Source organism: Alteromonas sp. KUL106, assembly GCF_009811415.1.
Classification (GTDB): Bacteria; Pseudomonadota; Gammaproteobacteria; order Enterobacterales; family Alteromonadaceae; genus Alteromonas.
Window position 1 is genome coordinate 91,614 of the sequence record NZ_BLIG01000046.1, and the last position, 23,417, is coordinate 115,030.

Here is a 23,417-nt window from a genome sequence, read left to right on the forward strand (position 1 = left end):
AGCGATTCCCCGAAGATCATCACAAGCAGCAAAGTCAAGCATTTAGGAGGCTGGGTATTACTCTAGACCTGGAAGGTGAAATTCAAAATGAGACCATGGTCGTAGGTAGACTATTGTCGAAATGATTATAATAACAACAATATTGTTAAAACCACGTTAAAGGAATCTTATGGTTTTTGGTTGGGTCACACTTGCTGTTCTCTATCTCTTCTTGCTGTTTTCACTCGCGAGTTGGGGAGAGAAAAACTCGCCCACCGCCCGAGCGCTTACGTCTCACCCTGCGATTTATTCATTAGCCTTAGCCATATACTGCACCGCGTGGACGTTCTTCGGTATGGTAGGTCAAGCAAGCAGAGACACGTGGATTTATCTTCCAATCATGCTGGGGCCTATTCTTGTCTATACCTTAGGTTACAAGTTTATTTATAAGCTCACCTTCGTCAGCAAGAAGCAACACATTACTACCATTTCTGATTTCATTGCCTCGCGCTACGGCAAACGCCAAACTGTTGCGCTTGTGGTTACACTTATCGCGCTACTTGCCACTATTCCCTACATTGCGCTTCAGCTAAAAGCGGTGGGCGCCACCTTTCAGCTACTCACACAACAACCTCATAGCAACGGCATTATCATTACTGCAACCGGTTTTATCGCGGCTTTCGCCATTTATTTTGGTACGCGGCAGACAGATGTCACCGAGTACCGCCGTGGTCTAATGCTCGCAATTGCTTTTGAATCGACCATTAAATTGTTGGCGCTGGTGCTTGTTGCATTCGTTGGTTACAGTACCTGGAAACGCTCACAGTCTGGGCCGTTTTTCGAAAGCTTCACTAACGAAATCGCGCTGGCCCAATTTGGTTCGTTTAGCTTCATTGCACAGACGATTATGGCTGCCGCCGCTATTGTCTGTTTACCTAGGCAGTTTCACGTTGCGATTATCGATAACTTAAGCTTGGGGCACTTAAAAACGGCACGCTGGCTCTTCCCCTTATACCTCGCCATAATTTCTGCGGTGATCCCGGTTATTGCCATTGCCGGTAAATCAATTTTTGCTGAACAAGGCATAGAGCCTGACTCGTATGTCCTGTCATTAGCGATGTTTTCTGAATCAGTCTTGCTCCAGGTCATTGTATTTGTGGGCGGGCTTTCTGCGGCTACGGCCATGATTATCGTAGCAACGTTAACACTCAGCACCATGTTAACCAACGATGTGATTTTGCCTCGCATTTTGGCGTTTACTGGAAGTACTGACGACAAAAAAGACGTCTCGAAAAAAATTCGCGTAATCCGCAGAGTTGTCATTGCCTTTATCTTGCTGATGGCATTTTTGTACCACCAGCAGATGACAAGTAGTCGTTCGCTTCACTCTATTGGCTTAATTGCATTCTCTTTGGTTATACAGCTCATGCCCGCCATTGTTGGCGGGCTCTACTGGAAGCGAGCTCATGCTCACGGGGTGTATGCTGGGCTGATGGTTGGGTTGGTTATCTGGGTGCTATGGCTGGTACTTCCCATTGTCAGCGAACAAGTTTCCCAGATGGAGCAAAATGAACTTATTAGCCAAGGTGCTATGATTAGCTTGGCGGCAAACAGCATTGTCTACGTACTCTTTTCACACTTTGCGCCCCAACGTCTTATCGACCGTATACAAGCTGAAGCCTTTGTTTCTCCGGCCATATCCAACAACAATACGGTTAAAACGCAAGCCACGAGTGTAACCGTATCAGACCTTGTCACCCTACTCTCGACGTTTATGGGCACGGGTCGTTGTGAACAATTGCTTGGACAATACCAGCAGTTAAATCATTGCCATTTAAAACACGAAAATACCCCAGACGAGTCGTTTTTATCTTTTTGTGAGCGCGCTCTGGGAGGAGTTATAGGGGCATCAAGTGCCAAAGTGCTACTGGACAGCGCCCTGCGTGGTAAAAAAATGGACTTTACTGAAGTGATCAACTTCTTTGACGACACTACGCAAGCCATGCAATTTAACATGACTGCGCTCTTAACATCGCTTGAAAATATGGACCAGGGCATTAGCGTTGTTGATAAACACCTGAATCTGGTGGCATGGAACAAGCGATATGCCAATCTGTATACCTACCCGGATAACTTACTCGCTGTCGGCACCCCCATTGAAAAACTCATTCGTTACAACGCCTCTCAGGGGGAGTTTGGTACCGATAATGTGGATGGCGAAGTTGAAAAGCGCCTTGGCCATTTGCGCTCAGGCATGCCCCACCGCTTTACCCGTCAACGCAAAGACGGCCGAGTTATTGAAATGGTGGGCAACCCACTACCCGGTGGGGGCTTCGTAACCAGTTTCAACGATATAACCGGGCACGTCGAAATACAGCAAGCGCTTGAAGAGTCAAACATTGACCTTGAGGCTCGGATCAAAAAACGTACCGAAGAAGTGCATTCTATCAACGCTGAATTGCGTCTTGAAATTGAGCGACGCTCGGAAGCAGAAAAAGAACTCATAAGAGCAAGAAAAGCGGCTGAAGATGCAAACGCAAGTAAAACGCGCTTTCTTGCTTTGGCCAGTCATGACGTGTTGCAACCACTGAATGCAGCCAAACTTTATGTGAGCGCACTAGAAGAGCAAGACCTCTCAGAATCAGCCCACGCCATTATTAAAAAACTTGGGCACAGCGTTACCTCAAGCGAGACGCTTATTGGGACTCTCTTAGATATTGCCCGCTTAGATCAAGGTGAAATGAAGCCCGATTTTGAATCTATTGATGTTCGCGATCTTCTTTCTCCTCTTGTGGATGAAATGGCTATGGGCGCAAAAGAAAAAGGATTGGGTTTTAAAGCAGTCATACGCCCTTGCTGGGTAAGAGCAGATAAAACGTACCTTTATCGAATAACACAAAACTTGCTGTCAAATGCGGTGAAATACACAGAAAAAGGAAGAGTGCTGTTCGTTGTTAAACCCATTAAGAACACCGTTCACTTTAAAATACTCGATACCGGAATTGGGATATCCAGTGATAAAAAAGACAGTATTTTCGGTGATTTCTTCCGCGCCAACGAGAGTAAAGAGCACGGTATCGGGCTTGGCTTGGGCGTAGTACGCCGATTAAGTTTACAGCTAAATAGCGATATAAAAGTAACGTCGCAAATAGGTAAAGGTAGCTGTTTCACGTTTACTCTTGAGAAAGCTGAATCTAAAGAAGTGTTAAACGAGGCAACCAAACCGCGATCTACCACGTTTACTGGCATGGATGTCCTGTGCGTGGACGACCAAAGAGAAAATCTAGATGCGATGCAAACGCTTTTGCAGAAGTGGGGAATTAATGTGGTACTGGCGAACAACTGGGAGGACGCCCTAAAAATATGTGAGACCATTCAGCCTCAAATTTTACTAATGGACTATCAACTCAGTCACGACATGGAAAAAAATGGCTTGGCACTTATTGAAGAAATTAGACATAGGTTAAACATTGTGATGCCGGCGGCTTTAATCACCGCCACGCCGGATGAAAGCTTGGTAACACAATGCAAAGCGCAGGGCGTTAATTTCTTAGCGAAACCGCTTAAGCCCGCAAAGTTACGGGCCTTGCTTCAGAGTATGACACGCTATATCAGGGAAGCGAAAAACGTGTAGCGCCAGTTTGCTTCATGCCCAATTATTTTCAAAGGCATAAGCCGACTAGAGCAGCTCCTCGTGGGGTTTGCTTCCGTCGGTTTTCGCCGCAGAGGCTTCAACACTCGTTTTCGCCACGACTTTCCCCATAGAACCCCATTTTTGTTTAGGGTTTAGCAACACAGGTCGAGTCAGAATTAAATTGTTTGGGTACATCAAGGTTTCACGGTCTGTGGTGACTAATCGGGTGCTGAAAGGCCCTAAATCAGCGATTACCCCTTCAATATAGTTATCGCCGTCGAGAATACGTACATAGTTCCCTCTGCGATACGCCACATTGGTAAGTAGTATAAAGTACGCGGTGATGTTACTGATAAGCGACCAGCTTGCGAAGAGTGCGACGCCAGTTACGGTGATAATAGACGTTGAAAGCACTAAGAGACCTGAGAAATCAATGCCCCATGCAAGCAACAGTAAGGCCACGGTTGCTGTGGCAACAATAACGCGTGCGGCGAATAACCCCTTTAGCGCACTGCTGGATTTAAGCTTGGACTTTTCAATATTGGTTTCCAATTTTGGCAATAGCTTTCGAGACAATGCCAAATAAAACAGCAAAGCCAAACCACTCCACACGACATTTGACTGGTACTGAGTCAACCACGCCAAAAACGTATGCCACCACTCATTCATCAATCTGAATCCTCACTCATTTACAATTTCACCACACTTAACCTGCGGGCTTTTGCAAACAATCGCCCACGCTCGCTAATGCTAACGTGAATAAGAGACAAGTTCATGCATTAAAAGCAATCGCCACAACAAGAAATATTCGTAAGACTCTCTTTACTACATAAATTACTATGCGCGCAAAAATGACTTGTCTAATTCATATTCGCGTTCTAACGTGTTAAAAGACATGTCGATTAAACGACAAAACAAATTCAAACTACAGGCTTTTTATAATGCGCATCGCAATACTTTCCAGAAATCCACGTCTTTACTCTACGTCTCGCTTAGTCGAAGCCGGGCAGGCTCGCGGGCATGAAGTTGACGTTATCGACACCATGCATTGCTACATGGATATCACAAGTGCGCGCCCCTCTGTACGATATCACGGAAAAAAACTTCCTTATTACGATGCTGTAATTCCTCGAATCGGCGCTTCAGTTAGCTTTTATGGCACATCGGTCGTGCGTCAATTTGAAATGATGGGCACTTACAGCCTTAACGAATCTGTTGCAATAAGTCGCTCAAGAGACAAGCTTCGCTCGTTGCAACTGCTCTCGCGCAAAGGCATTGGCATGCCTAGAACGGGCTTTGCTCACCATCCTGACAAAATTGATGATGTTATCAAGACCGTAGGCGGTGCCCCCGTAGTGATAAAACTACTTGAAGGCACGCAGGGAATCGGTGTTGTACTCGCCGATACACAAAAGGCTGCCGAGTCCATCATTGAAGCTTTCATGGGGTTAAATGCCAGCATACTGGTACAAGAGTTCATAAAAGAAGCAGGCGGCGCCGATATTCGCTGCTTTGTGGTTGGCGGGAAGGTTGTAGCTGCCATGAAGCGCCAAGCAGCACCGGGTGAATTCCGGTCTAACCTACATCGCGGGGGGCAGGCAAGTGTGGTCCGTTTAAGCCCAGCTGAACGTAAAACAGCAGTAGATGCGGCTAAAACCATGGGACTTAACTGTTGTGGCGTGGACATTTTGCGCTCAAATAATGGTCCAGTTGTGATGGAAGTAAACTCCTCTCCCGGCTTAGAAGGCATCGAGAAGGCCACCCACAAAGATGTAGCAAGTATGATCATCGAGTTTATCGAAAAAAGCGCTGAGCCGCATAAAACAAAAACCCGTGGCAGAGGCTAGTCCCTTTAACCGTTGCTACACTGAAACCTAGATATGGGAAACGTTAGTGGTAAATAATGTTTTAACAATTGGGGGTGAGAAAATTGCTCCTGGCGAAACGAAAAAGATTGAGCTAGAAATGCCGCCGTTATACACGGCGACCAATATGAGCATACCTGTTTACGTTAAACGGGGAAAACGGCCAGGCCCAACTCTGTTTGTCAGCGCAGCTATTCACGGTGATGAGCTAAATGGGATAGAAATTGTGGGCCGACTCATCCGCTCAAAAGCGATTGAACGTTTAAGAGGGACACTTATTGCTGTTCCCATGGTTAATGTTTACGGTGTACTCAACCAATCTCGTTATTTACCTGACAGACGGGACCTGAACCGCAGTTTCCCGGGTAGTAAAAAGGGCTCATTGGCGGGGCGCTTGGCGAATTTATTTTTCAAGGAAGTCGTGAGTAAATGCGACGTGGGCATTGACCTGCATACAGGTGCCATTCACAGAAGTAACCTGCCTCAAATTCGCGCAGATTTAGACGACGAAGAAGTACTTGAAATGGCAAAAGCATTTGGTGTTCCTGTCTTATTAAATGCAGAGCTACGAGATGGATCTTTGCGAGAGGCGGCAAGCGAAAGCGGCGTTAAAATATTACTTTACGAAGCAGGGCAAGCATTACGCTACGACGAGTTTTCTATTCGTGCAGGCGTAAGAGGTATCATAAACACCATGCGCCACTTAGGTATGCTCAATAAAAGCCGAACTAAAGGGCATAACATTGAGCGCTTTATTGCCAGACAAAGTGGCTGGGTTCGCGCGCCTGAGAGTGGCTTTGTGACACATTTGGCACAGTTGGGCGATCATGTTGCGAAAGGCGATAAGCTGGCCATTATTGCTGACCCGTTTGGCAATTATTTGGACAGTTTAGAGAGCCCAGCAGAGGGCGTTGTGATTGGCAAACAGAACATACCGCTTACGCAAGAAGGCGAAGCGGTTTATCACATTGCATATTTTTCAGAGCCAGACACGGTCGCAGAACACGTAGAACTATTACAGGATAATTTATTGCCACCAGAGCAGACCCCTATTTTATAAAATTGGTAGAGAAACTGATGAACAATAAGAAAATTGTCGGAGCCGTAGAGCTTTGCGATTTACCAAAGCTTGCAATTACGGACTTAAATGTGCGCGTGGATACGGGAGCGGCAACCTCTTCACTACACGTAGATAATATTGAGGAGTTTGAGCAAAACGATGAACTGTGGATTAAGTTTGATATCCATCCTGATATTCACAACGTAGATCGTGTTGTGCGCAGAGAAGCCCGTGTAGAAGGTCAGAAGCGAGTAAAAAGCTCAACAGCGACACGTGAGAGGCGCTATGTGATAATTACGCCTATAATCATGGATGGGTATCAGTGGGATATTCAGTTAACGCTTACCGATCGGTCAGAAATGACGTACCTCATGCTTCTGGGCCGCGAAGCGATGAGCGGACAATTTATTGTGGACCCGGAATATGACTTTCTGCTTACGGGGAAAGATTAAAATAAACGAATTCTAACTTGAGCAATCATGAAGTATCTTCCTAAAAGGCGTGCGTCAATCGCATGAATTAGACTATATGGACGTTAGGGCAAAAAAGCGAGGCATAGTGTTGCTACTGATAAGCGTATTTTCACTTTTCAGTGTTAACGCGGCGGAGCAACTGACTAAAGAAGTGAGCGCAGACTTACCTCATACTCTAATTCGCTTACCGAATGTCCATCCTGGAAGAGATAGCATTTACGAATATGCCAAGGCTTTACTTAATGAAGCGCTTTTAATAACACAACCTCAATACGGTACCTTTAACATTATTGTGAGCGGTCAAGAATCGGCGCAAGAGCGCCAATTACGGAGTCTTGAACACAACTTGTTAGATGTAACTTGGAGCGTGACCTCAATTGAGCGCGAACGACAGTTTCTTCCTATTCGCATACCTATAATGGCCGGCCTTTTTGGCAAGCGCGCGCTCTTTATAAAAGAGGGAGATACGCGTTTTGAACAGGTCAAAACACTTGAAGAACTCAAATCATTTAGAGCAGTTTTAGGCTATGACTGGCCTGACACTAAAATATTCCGCGCTAATAACCTTCCGGTTTTAGAAACTACGTACCGCGCCTCTTTTCGTATTGTCTCCGAAGGATTTGCCGACATATTTCCGCGTAGCGTAATGGAAATCCAAGAAGAATTTGGAGATAAAACGCTGACGCGGGGACTTGCCATTGATGATAACCTCATCATTTCCTACCCCAGCCCCATCTTCTTCTTTGTGAGAAGTGATAACAGTGCGTTAGCGAGCCGGATTGCTGAAGGGCTACTGATGATGTTTGAATCAGGAAAGTTTCAGGAACTGCTGCTCTCTCAAGATAGTTTTCGCCAAGGCATGTCAATGATGGAAGGGCGTACCGAACTGAATATTGAGAACCCGTTTTTAAGTGAACCTAGTCGTATTGCACTTGAAAAGTTTCTACCCGAATTTATCGCGACCAAAACGTTGGAGCCCTCCGACGCTAGTGACTCGGTGGCTCCAGTTCTAACTGAGAAGCAATAAGTACCGCCTGAGTACGGTTATTAATGCCAAGTTTTTTGAAAATTGCCGTCACGTGCGCTTTCACAGTGGCTTCCGCTATGTCTAAATTGAAACCTATTTGTTTGTTTAACAACCCGTCTCGCATATAGCACAACACTTTGTATTGAGAAGGCGTCAATGACGCAACTTTATCGGCGAGCTCAGAGAAAGCCTCATCAACCTCATCGACGTTTTCACTTAGATTATCGGGCAGCCATATATCACCATCCAAAATGGCTTCTACGGCATTAGCAATATCTTGAGCACTTGCCGTTTTAGGAATAAAGCCCAGCGCGCCAACGCTGATAATTTTCGAAATCAGCATGGTATCTTCTGTGCCCGAAACCACAGCAACAGGAAGTTCAGGGAAGAGCTTGCGAATATGCAGTAAACCAAACAAATCATTACTGCCCGGCATATGCAGGTCTAACAACAGCAAGTCGATATCCTCGTTATTGAGAATATCGACTGTCGTCGGTAAATCGCCAGCCTCTTTAAGTGTTAAGGCTGGCAGAGACAAGGACAAAGCGCCTCTCAGTGCATCGCGATACAGCGGATGATCATCAGCGATCAGAAGAGTTATCATTGTCTATGTCCTTCGTTCTTATTTATTAAGACGTTCCTCTATCAGTGTATCAACAACAGATGGATCCGCCAACGTGGATGTGTCGCCCAATTGTTCATGCTCATTTGCAGCAATCTTACGTAAAATTCGACGCATAATTTTACCCGAGCGGGTTTTCGGCAGACCACGCGACCATTGAATCATATCAGGGGTGGCAATAGGGCTGAGTTCCTGACGAACCCATGCCTTGAGTTCCTTAGTGAGTGCCTCGTCGGCCTCTACCCCCTCATTAGGCGTAACGTACACATAGATCCCCTGCCCTTTGATATCGTGAGGGAAACCAACAACTGCCGCTTCAGCTACTTTAGGGTGAGCCACCAGCGCACTCTCGATTTCTGCCGTACCTAGGCGATGCCCTGATACGTTCAATACATCATCGACACGCCCAGTGATCCAATAGTAACCGTCTTCGTCACAGCGCGCGCCGTCACCGGTGAAATAAACCCCTTTGTAGGCGCTGAAATACGTATTAATAAAGCGCTGATGATCGCCGTAAACCGTGCGGGCTTGGCTCGGCCAACTGTCTTTAATAACAAGGTTGCCCTCTGCCACGCCCTCTAACTCATTGCCATCCGCATCAAAAAGAGCAGGCTGAATACCAAAGAAAGGACGACTTGCTGACCCCGGCTTTAACGCTGTCGCACCGGGCAGCGGTAAAATCATATGGCCGCCGGTTTCAGTTTGCCACCACGTATCGATGATAGGACAGCGTCCTTTTCCGATAACGCGGTGATACCATTCCCACGCTTCTGGGTTAATTGGCTCACCAACGGTACCGAGTAGACGAAGCGACGACAAATCGCAGCCTTCTGCCGGTACTTCCCCATGAGCCATAAGCGCACGAATTGCGGTTGGTGCAGTATATAAACTGTTTACTTTGTATTTTTCTACTACCTGCGCAATACGCTTCACATCAGGATAAGTAGGTACGCCTTCAAAAAACACTTGAGACGCAGCGTTAACCATAGGCCCGTAGACCATATAGCTGTGACCTGTTATCCAGCCCACATCAGCTGTGCACCAATAAACATCGTCTTCTTTGTAATCAAACGCATATTTAAAGGTCATTGCAGAATACAGCAAATAGCCACCGGTCGTATGAACAACACCTTTTGGTGTGCCCGTTGAACCTGACGTATAGAGAATGAAAAGCGGATCTTCAGCGTTCATCACTTCAGGTTCGCACTGACCTGACATGCCGTCGATAGCATCATGCCACCATACGTCGTGTTGCGCATTCCAATCGATCTCGCCACCGGTGAGTTTATGAACTAAAACATGTGTGATAGATGGGCACGCGCCGTTTGCTAGCGCTTTATCCACATTGGCTTTTAGCGGAATACTTCTACCCGCACGGCGTCCTTCATCGGCAGTGATCACAACTTTTGCGCTACTGTCGTTGATACGATCAGCAATCGCATTCGGTGAGAAACCACCAAAAATCACCGAGTGAACCGCACCAATGCGAGCACACGCCAACATAGCGTAGGCCGCTTCAGGCACCATTGGCATGTAAATAGCCACACGATCACCTTTTTCGACCCCCATACCTTTAAGCGCATTTGCTAACTTACACACTTCATAGTGCACTTGTTGGTATGTGATATCTTGACTATCTTCTGGCGAATCACCTTCCCAGTGAAAGGCGACTTTAGTGGCGTTCTTGGCCAAGTGGCGGTCGATACAGTTGTAGCTGACGTTTAGCTCGCCATCTTCAAACCATTTAATTGAAACATCGTTCTCACCAAATACCGTATTTTTAATTTTGGTGGGCTTTTGATACCACTCGAGGATAGAGGAATGTTCCGCCCAGAACGTTTCTGGCGACGCTATTGATTGCTTATACATTGCCTCGTATTGCGATGCATTGAGATGCGTAGACTGAAGAATGTTCTCGGGTACAGGATAAGTCTTGCTGGCACTCATTTATGGCCTCCAATATCAATAATGTAAAATTCTTGTTGTATGGTCAAACACTCTAGCCATTCAACCACAAAGCAAAATGAGACTTTGGTCTTAGCCATTCACCTAATGCTGACAGGTCGACGCATTTAATATTGGATTACTCGGTATAAGAAAGGCTAACGTAAGGGCGTAAGACGCGTCCTCACCATATAGTAAGGAGCGCGCCAGATTGTCATTTAATTCAAGGGCTAGAACTTGAACACTACACCCGCGCGACCTACTGATGCATTAAAGCTTTCAAAGTCAACGCCGTATTCTGTATCGAAATGCGTATATTCCGCGAACGCCGTCAAACTGCTTGTCACAGCATAGCCATAGTTAATGTATGCGGTTGTGTTTTTGTTAAGTTCTGTGAGTGAGAGCCTACCGCGATCGTCTGAATCTACAGATGCGCTGGCGTAACCCACTCGGATGTTTTGCTTAGGGCCCATTTTCCAGTTTACAAAAGTAAAGAAGCCGCTCTCGCTGAAACTCTCTCTGATTTGACCTCCACTTAGCCTTGCCGCAGGGGCAATACCTAATGCATTTTGGTTGTTCAGCGCTTCACCAGAGTAATACTCAGCGTTGAAGCTTACGTCACCGAAATTCAAGGTCGTGTACACTTTCATCAGGTTGGCATCTTGGTTTTCACCTCCAGCAAAACCCGGCTCATCTTCATAGTTTAATGTCGCAAAGTGCCCTGCAAAGCCCACAGTGTGCCCTGAGAATTTATAGTTTACGTCTATCGCAAGGCCCGGCATACTGCCTAGTTCGTTAGCGTTAATACCGTTTGCCGTCGCATTTCGCCCTTTACCAGTAAGCGCACCGGTAATAGTAACGTCATCTATTTTATAGGTTGCACCGACTTCCATTGCTAAGAAGCCCGTGTTACCTGCACGGAACGCATTTCCTATCCAGTTGTAACTTCCACTCGATTTAATACCTGCTGCAGTCGACCACTTTTGGCCACCAAACAACGTAAGGTTGTCAGAGTAGTCGTAGTAAAGGGTTGCTAATCTGAGTCTCGGTTCTTGTGCTTGTATTGCGGTTTGGTTAGTAAACCCATCTTCACCATCAATAAAGTCAAATTCTAAAACAGCACGAATATTGTCGTGTTTCATATTTAAAGAAAAACGAGATTGGGCCGCTTGAAATGATGTTGACTCTGATTCTAGATAGTTAGTTTCCTGCTCCGTTGATGGTGCACCGCCGAAAACATCTGTGCGAAGCGCGTTGGTTGGCGCTACATGACTGTAGGCACTGCCATAGCTGGCTACCCCACCATTCGACATGATAACTTCAGGTTTAATCATACCCTTGAAACTAAATTCAAAGGCATCGACAGGGGTGTTTACAAATACCAATGCGCACGATGCTGCAATTCGTTTTAACATGTGATTCTCCCAATTTTTATCAACAATAACAGCTTTAGCTGTTTGAATTATTCTTCTTTAGTGGGAATCATTAGGTAGCAAATAGCCTGTCTCACCCTCAACCCGCTAACGAAAACTTAACATTTTTTAAACAACACAATTGTGAGATAAAAAACCAAAAAATACCCGTTATATATGGCTTGGTGCGACCAAAGTCTTATGAAGATGCGGCCTTTTCCACTGGTTTCTACGACCTTAGCATTAACAAATTAGAAAGAACTCGGTTTTGTATATTTGCCCAAAACGTCACTCTCTGGCTACCTAACCCCATCCACGTCTCTTATCAACCGGTTTACTGGCAATATTTGTTAAACCGTTTTTTAGACCCATGAAGAATAGTTCACCAACCTATGCTGCGCCATAAATTTTCTTTTCGGTAACAGATGCTGACATTTAATATGACTAATTACTTGATATTTGGACAGAAAGGAAAGCCTTGCATGGGCTGGATTAACAAGCGCCGTTGGCGCCCGAACTGTGTTTTTTCTAACACGCGAATTTGAACAAACTGAAGGGTAATCATTGACACAATACGCACACGTTCATACGTAAAAGAGCAAAAAACGACATGCGTTTCACTCACGCGTAACGAGGCGCATTGACTACGCCCCGCCCGTTCATTTAAGCAAGCAATCGTGTTTAAAAGCCCAGAGGATATTGCCTAAACACGTTGTGAATGTCCTCCAATGTCTCACTTGAGAGTGAAATATCAAACGCTTCAATGTTCTCCTTTAGCTGAGGCATTGTTGTTGCGCCTATGATGGTAGACGTCACGCCGGGGACCTGTTTACACCACGCAAGAGCAAGTTGAGAAGGCGTAATCCCGGCTTTTTCAGCAATTTTCATATATTCAGCGGTGGCGGCCTGCGCAGGGGCTTTATCTCTAAAAAGTCCCATGCGCTGTGCCAACGTCCACCGGCTTCCTTCTGGTCGCGCACCATTTTGATACTTGCCACTTAGCATCCCCGTTGCTAAGGGTGACCAAGGTAGGTACGCGATATTTTCCAGTTCACACATTTCAATCAAATATGGCCAGTCTTTCGCGTGCAGTAAACTGAACTCGTTTTGAATTGAAACAGGCAGCGGCATATCAAGCTCTTTACAGAGCATAAGAAAAGCGTGAATACCCCACGGCGTATCATCTGACAGCCCCCAGTGTCGTATTTTGCCTTCGTCTAACGCACGCTTTATTCCTATCAAGATATCGCGCATGCCATCCAACTCTTTTTCTCGATTAGTTTTGGTAGGGTTGGCGCCATCTGGCCAGTGTTTACCGAAATGTGGCGTTACCCTATTCGGCCAGTGAAGCTGATAAACATCGATGTAATCCGTTTTTAAACGTTCTAGCGAGTATGTCAAAGCATTGGCAATCGCGCCTGATGTAATCGGCCCAGCATTGCGAATATATTTCAGTCCACTGCCAGCAATTTTGGTCATTAAGATAATGTCAGCGCGCTTCGCTTGGTTTCGCGAAATCCAGTTGCCTATAATGCGCTCAGTATCGCCATAGGTATCTGCGTTAGGAGGCACCGGATACATTTCAGCGGTGTCTACAAAATTTACGCCTTTATCTAGAGCGTACGCTATTTGTTCGTCTGCGTCTTGCTGGGTATTTTGAATACCCCATGTCATGGTACCTAAACAAACATCTGATACCTGTAAGTCACTATTTCCTAAGCGGTTAAACTTCATTTTTGCTTCTACCCTGGCTAATACCTTTTTAATGCAATAATAAGCTGACCGCTTAAGAAAACATACCTGTCTTACGCTCCACGTTACGAGCAGCGAGGCTTTCTTATTGATCAGCTCGGCTTATCGTCTTGCTAGCCGTGCCTCATAATGTTCATTTGACTCGACCCTTCTTTTCGCAAGCTGGCGGACAGCGTTCAGCTTTCCAATATATACAAATGAATACTGACACTCACAGTAATAAACGAAAATTAGAAAGCTAACAAATGTACGGTGATATGTCGTAAAACGCGTGTTCAGTAACAGAATTAACACGACAAACGTTGGCGTAGCAATGCGTAAGTGACATTTACGTAGTTGGAGTTCTTATCGTTCAATTAGGGTGAAACCCCTATGTTCTACCGCGATTTTAACAGCCACTATTAGTGCGTACTTTGCTGCGATGACGTAACTCGACAAACGCCGCGTTACTCTATATGGCTGGCTCTCAGGCATACACAACGCGTTCGACAGTGCTGATGATAATATTGAAGACAATATTCTCTGTAGTACCAAAGAAAACCGCAGCCTCACGAATTTGGAGAAGAATATGAAGAAGTTCGCCCTATCTACGTTAGCTGCTGCAATGCTAGCAAGCCCGTCGGCACAAACCCTTGCTGACGCATACATTGGCTCTCAGATGGCCGATAAGCTGGTATCGCTGTCCCCTACAGAATCATTAATGGCGGTTGTAACCTACGACCAGATGTCACCACTTGCTGAATCACAAATAACCCAGCTGTTGAACTTGGGTATTACAGAAGGTGTCCAATTTAAAAACCTTCCCATCATCGGTGTTGTGGCCACAAAAGCACAAATTGAAGCTATCGCACAATTCGACGGTGTGCGCTCGGTGTTTGCAAACCGCGAAATGAAGTTGTTTAATGCCGACGCACGTGAGCTCACTGGTGTAGCAGATTTGCAGGGCGAAGCATTCGCATCGCGAAACAACATTGAATTTACCGGTAAAGGCTCAACCGTCTTAGTAATTGATTCTGGGATTGATGCATCTCATCAAGACCATTTCTTTGGCGACACTGTGGTTGAAAACGTACAAGCTCTATTGAACCCAGGTGCCTTATCTATTGTTGGCGTAACAGGCCCTACCCTTTCAAACCAAGTCAATACAGATTTAAACTCAGGGCACGGAACCCACGTGACAGGCACTATTGCCGGTAACGGAGCAATGTCTGGCGGTAAGCACCGTGGTGCGGCACCAGACGCTGATATTATCGGCTATGGCTCAGGTGCAGCGGTACTGCTTCTTGATACTATCGGCGGCTTTGACTACGCCATCAGTAAGCAATACACCTTCGACAACCCTATCAAAGTCATCAGCAATTCATGGGGTTCAAGCGGTAAGTATGAACCACTTGGTCCTGTGTCACTGGCAAGCTACAAGGCTCACACTATGGGTATGATCAGTGTGTTCGCGGCAGGAAATAGTGGTCCGGGTGAAGATTCACATAACCCTTATGCACAAATTCCTTGGGGAATTTCGGTAGGCGCGGGAGACAAATTTGGTAAGCTCGCCGATTTCTCTTCACGTGGTCTTAAGAGCGAGTCTGGCGACTTTACTATGCCTGATGGTACCGAATGGACATACAACAACGAAGTATCGATCGTTGCCCCTGGCGTAGACATTATATCCACTCGCGCAGTGTTAAATGCAGCAGCAAATGGTGGAGATGCCGACCTCGATGCGATTGAGCCCCAAAACCTGCCTTTCTATACCATGATTTCCGGCACATCTATGGCAACCCCACATGTTTCAGGCATTATTGCTCTCATGTTAGAGGCAAACCCGAATCTTGATAACCTAACAATCAAGCGTTTACTTCAAGAAACGGCGACAAACATGCCTGGTTATGAACGTTGGGAAGTAGGCGCGGGCTATGTTAATGCGCGCTCAGCTGTTGCCGCTGCACTAAATGAAGATATGGACCACAAGGTTACTGTTAATAACCTTGAAACAAAGAGCTTTAAAGCCAATGCTCTCGTGACTACCAGTGACCGTGTAGAAAACTTTGACGTGTTTTACTCACCTGTGGGTGCGCCTGAAGTCGCTACATTTGAAGTGGGAACGGAAGAAGTACTGGTTAAGGCGTCTGCCGACAGCCTCGCGAACTTAACCAAACTCGTTCTTGTAGCACCTGACGGTACCGAGTATCGCGGTAACCTGACTACGCCAGTACTGACAACAACCATGCGCGTTGCCGCACCAGCGATGCCCGGTACGTGGGGCGTATATGTGTTTGGTCTAACGTCGCTTTCTGGTGTAGAAGCGGATCCACTGGGTTTAACTAACGGCCCAGGTCTCCCGGAAACATTCAACGTAACGGTATCGTTTGAAAATAGTGGCGGCTTCGAGGGTATGGACGATATTGAAGGCCATCCTCAGCAAAATGCCATTGAATTTGCGGTAAGCGAGCGCCTAATGGACGCTATAAACAGTCGTGGTTTCTCGCCAGATGCACGTTTAAAGCGTAAAGACTTTGCTCGCTATGCTGTAATGGGCGGCGCGGTAAGACAATACCGAGATTTACTTAATGAAGCACGCCCTGACATAGGTTCAGTACCAGGGTTTGACAAAGCATTTATCGAGTCTGTCATGGTAAAAGGTGGCGCACTTAAAGATAAGCTTCGCACCCAAGCGCCCGTACTAAGAAGCGTCGATGGAAGCGCAGACCCGTTTGCAAGCGTAACAAAACTCGACATTGCTTACTCCCTTGTACAAATGCTGGGCCTTGAAGAAGTAGCCCTTAGCTTCGACCCTAATGCCGACATCGTTGTTGACTATAATGGCGAGCAAATTGTGCTAGAGGACCAAGACAGCATTCCAGCTGACATGAAAGGTTACGTACAACTTGCGCTTACCTTGTCGCTGATAAATGCTGAGTTTGGTGTAGAGCAAGGTCCATTCAGCATTATGCCAACGATTACCGCGAGCTTTGCACCAGATACCGTGATAACCAGAGCACATTACGCTGTGTTAGCATCGCGCTTCTTTGTTCAGTACTTTGAATAAAATCGCAAACCACTGAAAACGGTGCCATTATTTGATTTGATAATGGCACCATTTTAGGTTAAATTTTAATCAACACTGAAAGAGGTCATCCTATGATGTATACTGCGATGAAATTCAGACAACTCACCACCGTTGTTGCCACTACTGCATTGCTTTTGCTCTCCACTGCACAAGCACAAGTTGTTACTCCTGCCACACTCACTGTTGATGACAACAAGATTCAGGCGAAGCTTACGCTAAGTAGTTTGATTGAAGTTGATTTGACGGTTGAGTTTGAAAACAGTATTGGGCTAAACGCTAACAATATTGATATTACTGCTGAACTGCTTGACCCCACGGATGTCACCATTACAGAACGCCTGCCTTCCTTATTAACAAGTGCAGTTTCTGGGTTCCCTGTTCTTGTGTCTATTTCTCCGAAAACGGATGCAGGGTTTGGCTTTGAGGGTGTCGCTATGGTTGAACTTTACACCAAAGCCATTCACTACACGCCAACCATTCCATGGCGTTTATTTACCTCACATGATGGCGGAGAGTTTGAAGATATAACGACATTAACGTCATCTGGAAGCTTCAGAGCGCGTGGAAGCACAGGTCAGTTTTCTGATTTTATCATTTTGCTCGACAACCGCTCTGCTACTTCTGTCATCAACGGCAAAGTCTCGTCGTTAAGCGCTACAGTAAATGACAACCGCGACAAAATTGGGGCATTGCTGGAAGCGGCAATAGATTCTGGCGTCAATGACATTCAGTCAGCGCTGGCGGTAAATGATAATGATGCAGCATTGGTTGCTGTAGATAGTCTTATCGCAATTCTTGATAACGCATCAGGAAATGAAATTGCAGACGTATGGCGCTCGAGTGGCGACGTCGTTAATGTCAAAGGTTTACTACTCACACAGCTACAAACATTGCGCTTTAGCTTGAGAGTACTGTAACACGCACCGCTCATCGCTGTTGTAAAGCCGGAATAACGGCGATGAACGTCGCCGTAAAGCGACATAATAGCGTACATCAAATGATAACTACCGTAACGCTAGGTCCATCGAGTCACGTTTGTGTTGTTGTCAGACGGTAGGAAAAATGAGCGACCGTGGCGCGACGAGGGTAATACTATGCCATTACAGTTAGCTTTTACTGAAAACAACGGTAGTGTAAGTGAGCACTTGCTTTTTGAGGGGCGAGAGTATCAAGTCGGTCGTGCTGAGAATGCAGACATTGTTATTGCTCACCCTCAGATTTCTCGTTCTCACGTTGTACTACGGGCAACGAAAAAAGCTGATAACGACCATGTTTGGCAGTTAAGCGATACAAGCTCCACAGGTTGCTACAGCGCAGGTGTTCCCGTTAAACAGCTAACACTAGACAAGCCCCACGTTCTGCAACTTGGTCCCATTCCTTGCCAATTCACACCTGTTGCTTTTAATAATGTGGTTAGGCTTGATAGCCAACGCGAGTGGCGCAAGCAGCAACTCAAACAATATCAGACCCAACTTCAACGCAGTCATAGCAGTACAGCACTCGTTAACTTGGCACGAGAGTGTTTAATACAGTCACTCGGCTGCGAACGAGCGTCACTCATTTTATTGGATAGGATTAATCAATATCAACTTGGCGTAGGTTATGAAGAGTGGATGCAGGGAGAAGACTTTACGGGCAGTCGCACCATCATCAATCAGTGCATGCAAACAAATGGAGTTCGCGCTATCGGCAATATCGTTTGCGACAGCTCACTTAACAATCAACATAGCATAATCAACCACGGTATTCAGGCTGCTATTTGCGTTCCAGTGTGTATAGAGGAAAAACCCGTTGGGGTTTTATATGCAGACTCTACGCTAGGGCGCCGCTACTTTACTCAAACGGACATCGAATTTGCCACCTCTTTGGCAAATATGATTTCGATGCGTTTGTTATTCCACACAATAGAGCATAAACTTTCACTGCTAGGATAAAAACAATAACGGTTAGGTTTATTTATTCTTTTCTAACACAAAAGATACTACGACGCGCGTTGTGCCATCACTAAGTGATTTGTGCCGATGCACTAACCGGTGAAGTGTGGAGAAGGCTTTGAACGAGCCAGAAGTATTCTCGTCGCAAAACAATACCCTAAAAACTGAAGCCTTAGCTTTAGGGCACGCTATTGCGCCAAATTCGCGCTTGGCTAACCGTTTTCGCATTATCGCCCAGTTAGGTTCAGGCGCCCAGGCCAGTGTGTATAGCGCCATGGACGAGCTGCTTGATGTAAAAGTAGCGCTGAAAGTCATTGAGGGTGGCGCCAGCGACCCCGTAAAAATGCAAACTATCCGCAATGAAGTCAACATCGCCAGACAGCTTCAACACCCAAATATTATCCGTGTTCACGATGTGTTCTCAGACGGAGATACCGCATTCTTCACGATGGCCTTTATTGAAGGTGAACCTCTTTACAGACGCATTCAACAACCTATCAGCAACGCTGAATTCGATAAGTGGCAACAACAGCTCATCGAAGCCTTACTAGCGTGTAAAGCGATAGGTATAAAGCACGGTGATATAAAACCAGACAATATTCTTCTTGATCACAACGCAGACATCAAACTCATTGACTTTGGTATTGGTCAGAGCGCGGCTTCTGGCGCTCAAACAAGCGGCCATCAACGTTATACAGCGCCAGAAGTCATCCAAACGGGGAAAGCCACTGAGCATTCCGACACCTACAGTTTGGGCAAAGTGCTGGAAGATATGCTGGAGTGTGTCAAAAAAGACGGGGTTAGCCTTTCCCATTATCTGTGGTTTAAAAAGCGCAAAGCCTGTATTAATCAGTTAACACACCATTTGCCTTCAAAAAGACTCTCGCTGGAACAAGCGCTCAATACCAGTACAATCGATGATGATGGCAGTGCCAAGGTACCTTATAAAACCCTTGTCACCTTTTCCGCAATTGTCGTTTTGGTATTGGTAGTGAGTGCCAGTATATTTCCGTATATTTGGGACCAAAAAGATCAGCCCAAATTAGCGACCGACTCCCCCATTCAGCTTTTAGTATTAAACGACCCCCAGTATCCTCTTTTAGATACCGTTAACACCCTACTTCGCTACCCGTTGTCGACCCATCCGAACATAGTGCTAGACGATAGAGAACAGACTCAAGCCTTAATAGGAAATTTAGCGCTATCACCATTTAACCAAGATAATGATCGCATTGACTTAGCCGCAACACTTGCTGCAAATAGCGTATTACTGCTTGATGCTACGCCCACCAGCAGCAGTTCATACTTGCTTCATGCGAGCATACTTAGTATGCCCGACAACACCCCAATTTTCACCGTCACGCACAGTGTAGATGCAGCCACCCTTTCTGATGATTTAAGTATCTTTGCCAACAACCTTATTGAGTCGCTTTTTGATGCCATCGACACGCAATCACCTCAGCCCCTTCCTGACCTTCGGTATCTTGATGCTTTAGATACTGCATGGCAAAAAGGAGAAACGTTGGACAGTGCAGATACCATCGACGCCATAATAGCAACAACCCCCGATTATCCAGGTGGGTGGGTAGCAAAAGCACGAAACGCAATCAATACGGGTGATTATGACGGCGCAAGGCAAGCGTTAGAGACCTTATCAGCGCTACCTGATTTAGCCGTTTATTGGCGTTTGCAGGGCGAGCTATTAAGAGCAGAGCTCAACGAGGACTTAGCGCTAGCTCAACAATCAATAGATGCATTGGTTTCTCAATTTCCTAACCGACCAGAATTACTATCAATGCGCGCAGACATTTATCAGTGGGCGGGCGAAGATGCCAAAGCGATGGCTGACTATGAAGCCGCATTAGCCCTGCGGCCTAACAGCGGACAACTCTGGTTTGAACTAGCCCGCTTGCAAATTATTAACGGAGACATAGACACCGCTATCAGCAACGCGTTAACACGAGCGCTGGTGTCTTTTCGACAGGCGAAAGATAGCCAAGGCGAAAGCTTGGTATTGAACGCCTTTGGCATTGCCTATTTACGCACTGCCGATAACGCAGCGGCAGCGCGCTATTTTAATGATGCTTTGGCACTGCGCGATGCGAAAACACAGCCATCTCAACGAGCAAAAACCTTAGCGAACCTTGCTATTGCCACCTCTCTCACTGGCGACTATGCCACTGCTGAAGCTTCGTTAGAAGAAGCGATGAAGCTACTTCATGATCTTGGTGATTTAGCCCAAGAAGCCCATGTAAACGATACCTTAGGCTTTATGTTTGAAGAGAGAGGACAGTTCTCAAGAGCCCTCGAGTATTATAAGCGTGGTCTTGATATTCGTGTACAAACCGATGACAAAGTGCTGCAGCCACAAAGCATGAGCAATGTTGCCTACATGCACTTTTTGATTGGCGACCTTTCACTGGCCGAAATTTATTGGCAGCAGGCTAAAATGCTGTTTGAAAGGAACGGAGATGAGTCTCACCTGCTTCGAACATACCAAAATCTCGCCCAGCTTAGTCTGGTTAAAGGGGATAAGAACATCGCCACTAATTACTTAACGAGTGTCGACCAACGACTAAGTGCACAGTACAATCAGGAACAGCTCTATAACCACCTGCTTTTCAGCTACCTACATTTTGCGAACGGAAATTTAGAACAAGCTACACAACACGCCGCAGACTCAAAATCCTTAGCTCAAGCGTCTGAAGATTCAAGAGCCCTCACCGAGGTGCTACTGTGGGAAGGCGAAATTTGTTTACTCACTGCAAACTGGTCATGCTTGGAAAATCGCCTTGAAACCGTATCCCCGACTATCAGCGAAGATAGTCATGAACAATTTGCGGTTTATCAATGGCTAACCCTAGGATTGAAGCATCACCAAGGTGAACTTAACAACGAGAGCACCGAGAGTAACGAGATTTACGATACGCTGTTGAACAACAATAATATACCGGTCATTACCGAGATAAAAATTTTGCTCGATATGCAGCAACGGCTCTCACTCGATGCCACCAGCCGTACTATGGAAAAGCTGTCTTCACTCATCAAGCCCACTTATTATCAGCAGCATTTGCAGTGGCTATATATTAACGCTTCACTGGGTGATGAGGTATCGATTGAAAAGCTTAAGCAAAAGCTCGCACTATACCCTTCCTATTGGCGCAACCACCTTTACTATCGCGCCATTCCGGGCAAAGAAGAAACGGTTGATACGTTAACAGCCCAGTGGCTGTCTCAATTACCTGAAACGCAAGTGGGTAGCTATAGGAACGCCTATTTTGAATGATGTCGCCAAAGAAATAGCCAGTATTAAGGCATTGCAGGCCACGCTTCAAGCGCGTCTGGATGCGGATCAAGAAGTCTTGCAACAGCTTGCAAAGCGTCTATGGGCGCAACAAGAATCTGAAAAAGCGAAGCTTTCTAGAGAGTTACACGACGGGATTGGTCAGTTACTCACAGGACTAACAAGACGGCTGCAGGCACTTTCATCTTCCTCTCCTGAAATAGAAGCATTGCACGGCATTGCCGAAATGGCGCTAAATGATGTCAGACAGCTATCACGGCTAATGAGCCCCACTATTTTAGACGACTTGGGCCTTAAACCCGCACTTAACTGGCTGTGTCGAAACTTGTTGAGTGGCGAAGACATTGAGTATCACACTGATATAAGCTTACCGTCCGAACTTGCGAAAGATATAAGCATATTATTATTCAGAATTGCGCAAGAAAGCTTAGTTAATGCTATAAAACACAGTGAAGCAACCAATCTTACCCTTACGGTTTCTCACCACCACAATGTTATCCGTTTGGATATCATTGATAATGGTGTAGGGTTTGATAGTAAAACAATAGAGCCTGGCATTGGCCTTTCCAGTATTCGTGACAGAGCAAAAGCGTTTAACGCAACGCTGGAAATAGAGTCTGCTGCTGGGCAAGGCACAAGAACAACAGTAACGGTACCCGTATGACAATTCGTGTAGTGCTCGCCGATGACCATGTGCTCATGCGTCAGGGTGTGTCTCAGATGCTAAACGCGACCCCATCTATTACCGTAGTCGGAGAATGTGACGATGGCGTTGAGCTTATTGCTGCTGTACTAAAACTTTCTCCCGATGTCATTTTAATGGACATTTCAATGCCGCGTATGAGCGGACTCGTGGCCATTGATAAAATTTTGGCTCAGCGCAGTGACGCGAAAATACTTGTGCTGTCTATGCATAACGAAGTGGAATACATTGAAGCCATGCGTGATGCTGGTGCGAAGGGGTATATCTTAAAAGAATCGTCTGGAGATAAACTGGTCGATGCAATAAAAAAAGTAGCCGCCAACAAAACTTGTTTCCCCGACGAATTAACCCAGTCATCTAATGAGCAGTGCCAAAAGCACATCTCCCCACTTAGCGTGTTAACGCGCAGAGAAAGGGAAGTTTTTTTCTTAGTTGCAGCAGGCAACACCAGTAAGAAAATTGCAGAGCTATTGGATATGAGCCTGAAAACCGCTGAAAATCACCGCAGTAACATATACAAAAAGCTTAACTTAAGCAGTTCTGCAGAGCTTATCAGAGTGGCCGGAAAAGCAGGCTTACTAGAGTAGTTGGCATTTATTCTCAACGTAGAACTCATCTTCTTCCCCCTCTTCCCATATTCA

16 protein-coding genes are annotated in these 23,417 nt (G+C 46.0%); 11 read left to right on the plus strand and 5 right to left on the minus strand.

Annotated elements, in window-relative coordinates:
• Positions 1–169 precede the first annotated feature (169 nt).
• On the plus strand, positions 170–3,613 hold the full coding sequence (locus tag GVO63_RS15860; protein ID WP_159581212.1) for a PAS-domain containing protein: 3,444 nt from the start codon (positions 170–172) through the stop codon (positions 3,611–3,613).
• A 45-nt stretch (positions 3,614–3,658) separates the two neighbouring features.
• On the opposite strand, the gene GVO63_RS15865 is transcribed toward GVO63_RS15860, so the two are convergent.
• Positions 3,659–4,282, minus strand: a complete 624-nt coding sequence (locus tag GVO63_RS15865) for a mechanosensitive ion channel family protein (protein ID WP_159494714.1) — start codon at positions 4,280–4,282, stop codon at positions 3,659–3,661.
• Positions 4,283–4,554: 272 nt separating this feature from the next.
• On the opposite strand from GVO63_RS15865, the gene rimK reads away from it, so the two are divergent.
• From rimK to GVO63_RS15885, 4 genes are all read left to right on the plus strand, one after another.
• A complete protein-coding gene (gene rimK / locus GVO63_RS15870) occupies positions 4,555–5,460 on the plus strand; it encodes a 30S ribosomal protein S6--L-glutamate ligase (protein WP_159494715.1) in 906 nt (301 codons plus the stop codon).
• 46 nt (positions 5,461–5,506) lie between these two features.
• The gene (locus GVO63_RS15875; protein ID WP_159494716.1) at positions 5,507–6,538 is read left to right on the plus strand and encodes a succinylglutamate desuccinylase/aspartoacylase family protein; all 1,032 of its coding nucleotides are present in this window, start codon (positions 5,507–5,509) and stop codon (positions 6,536–6,538) included.
• 17 nt (positions 6,539–6,555) lie between these two features.
• Positions 6,556–6,990, plus strand: a complete 435-nt coding sequence (locus tag GVO63_RS15880) for a RimK/LysX family protein (protein WP_159494717.1) — start codon at positions 6,556–6,558, stop codon at positions 6,988–6,990.
• A gap of 106 nt (positions 6,991–7,096) precedes the next feature.
• Positions 7,097–8,038, plus strand: a complete 942-nt coding sequence (locus GVO63_RS15885) for an amino acid ABC transporter substrate-binding protein (protein WP_236552181.1) — start codon at positions 7,097–7,099, stop codon at positions 8,036–8,038.
• Here the strand turns inward: GVO63_RS15885 and GVO63_RS15890 are convergent.
• The 4 genes from GVO63_RS15890 to GVO63_RS15905 all read right to left on the minus strand — a co-directional run bounded on the left by GVO63_RS15890 (position 7,998) and on the right by GVO63_RS15905 (position 13,750).
• Entirely contained in the window at positions 7,998–8,642 is a 645-nt protein-coding gene (locus tag GVO63_RS15890) for a response regulator transcription factor (RefSeq protein WP_159494718.1), read from the minus strand. The genes GVO63_RS15885 and GVO63_RS15890 overlap by 41 nt on opposite strands.
• A gap of 18 nt (positions 8,643–8,660) precedes the next feature.
• The gene (gene acs, locus GVO63_RS15895; RefSeq protein ID WP_159494719.1) at positions 8,661–10,607 is read right to left on the minus strand and encodes an acetate--CoA ligase; all 1,947 of its coding nucleotides are present in this window, start codon (positions 10,605–10,607) and stop codon (positions 8,661–8,663) included.
• A 227-nt stretch (positions 10,608–10,834) separates the two neighbouring features.
• Positions 10,835–12,019 (minus strand): hypothetical protein, encoded by a 1,185-nt coding sequence (locus tag GVO63_RS15900; protein ID WP_159581216.1) that lies wholly within the window; start codon positions 12,017–12,019, stop codon positions 10,835–10,837.
• Between the two features lie 678 nt (positions 12,020–12,697).
• Positions 12,698–13,750, minus strand: a complete 1,053-nt coding sequence (locus GVO63_RS15905; protein WP_159581218.1) for an aldo/keto reductase — start codon at positions 13,748–13,750, stop codon at positions 12,698–12,700.
• 586 nt (positions 13,751–14,336) lie between these two features.
• Between GVO63_RS15905 and GVO63_RS15910 the strand changes: the two genes are divergently transcribed.
• The 6 genes from GVO63_RS15910 (at position 14,337) to GVO63_RS15935 (ending at position 23,363) form a co-directional block, all read left to right on the plus strand.
• On the plus strand, positions 14,337–16,814 hold the full coding sequence (locus tag GVO63_RS15910) for a S8 family serine peptidase (protein ID WP_159581220.1): 2,478 nt from the start codon (positions 14,337–14,339) through the stop codon (positions 16,812–16,814).
• Positions 16,815–16,906: 92 nt separating this feature from the next.
• Complete coding sequence (locus GVO63_RS15915) at positions 16,907–17,752, plus strand: DUF6689 family protein (RefSeq protein WP_159581222.1); 846 nt, start codon at positions 16,907–16,909, stop codon at positions 17,750–17,752.
• Positions 17,753–17,929: 177 nt separating this feature from the next.
• Entirely contained in the window at positions 17,930–18,769 is an 840-nt protein-coding gene (locus tag GVO63_RS15920; protein ID WP_159581224.1) for a GAF domain-containing protein, read from the plus strand.
• 118 nt (positions 18,770–18,887) lie between these two features.
• On the plus strand, positions 18,888–22,055 hold the full coding sequence (locus GVO63_RS15925; RefSeq protein ID WP_159581226.1) for a serine/threonine-protein kinase: 3,168 nt from the start codon (positions 18,888–18,890) through the stop codon (positions 22,053–22,055).
• The gene (locus tag GVO63_RS15930) at positions 22,048–22,737 is read left to right on the plus strand and encodes a sensor histidine kinase (protein ID WP_159581228.1); all 690 of its coding nucleotides are present in this window, start codon (positions 22,048–22,050) and stop codon (positions 22,735–22,737) included. Before GVO63_RS15925 ends, GVO63_RS15930 begins: the two co-directional genes overlap by 8 nt.
• Positions 22,734–23,363, plus strand: coding sequence for a response regulator transcription factor (locus GVO63_RS15935; RefSeq protein WP_159581230.1), 630 nt, complete (start codon positions 22,734–22,736; stop codon positions 23,361–23,363). The genes GVO63_RS15930 and GVO63_RS15935 overlap by 4 nt, the downstream gene beginning before the upstream one ends.
• Positions 23,364–23,417 lie beyond the last annotated feature (54 nt).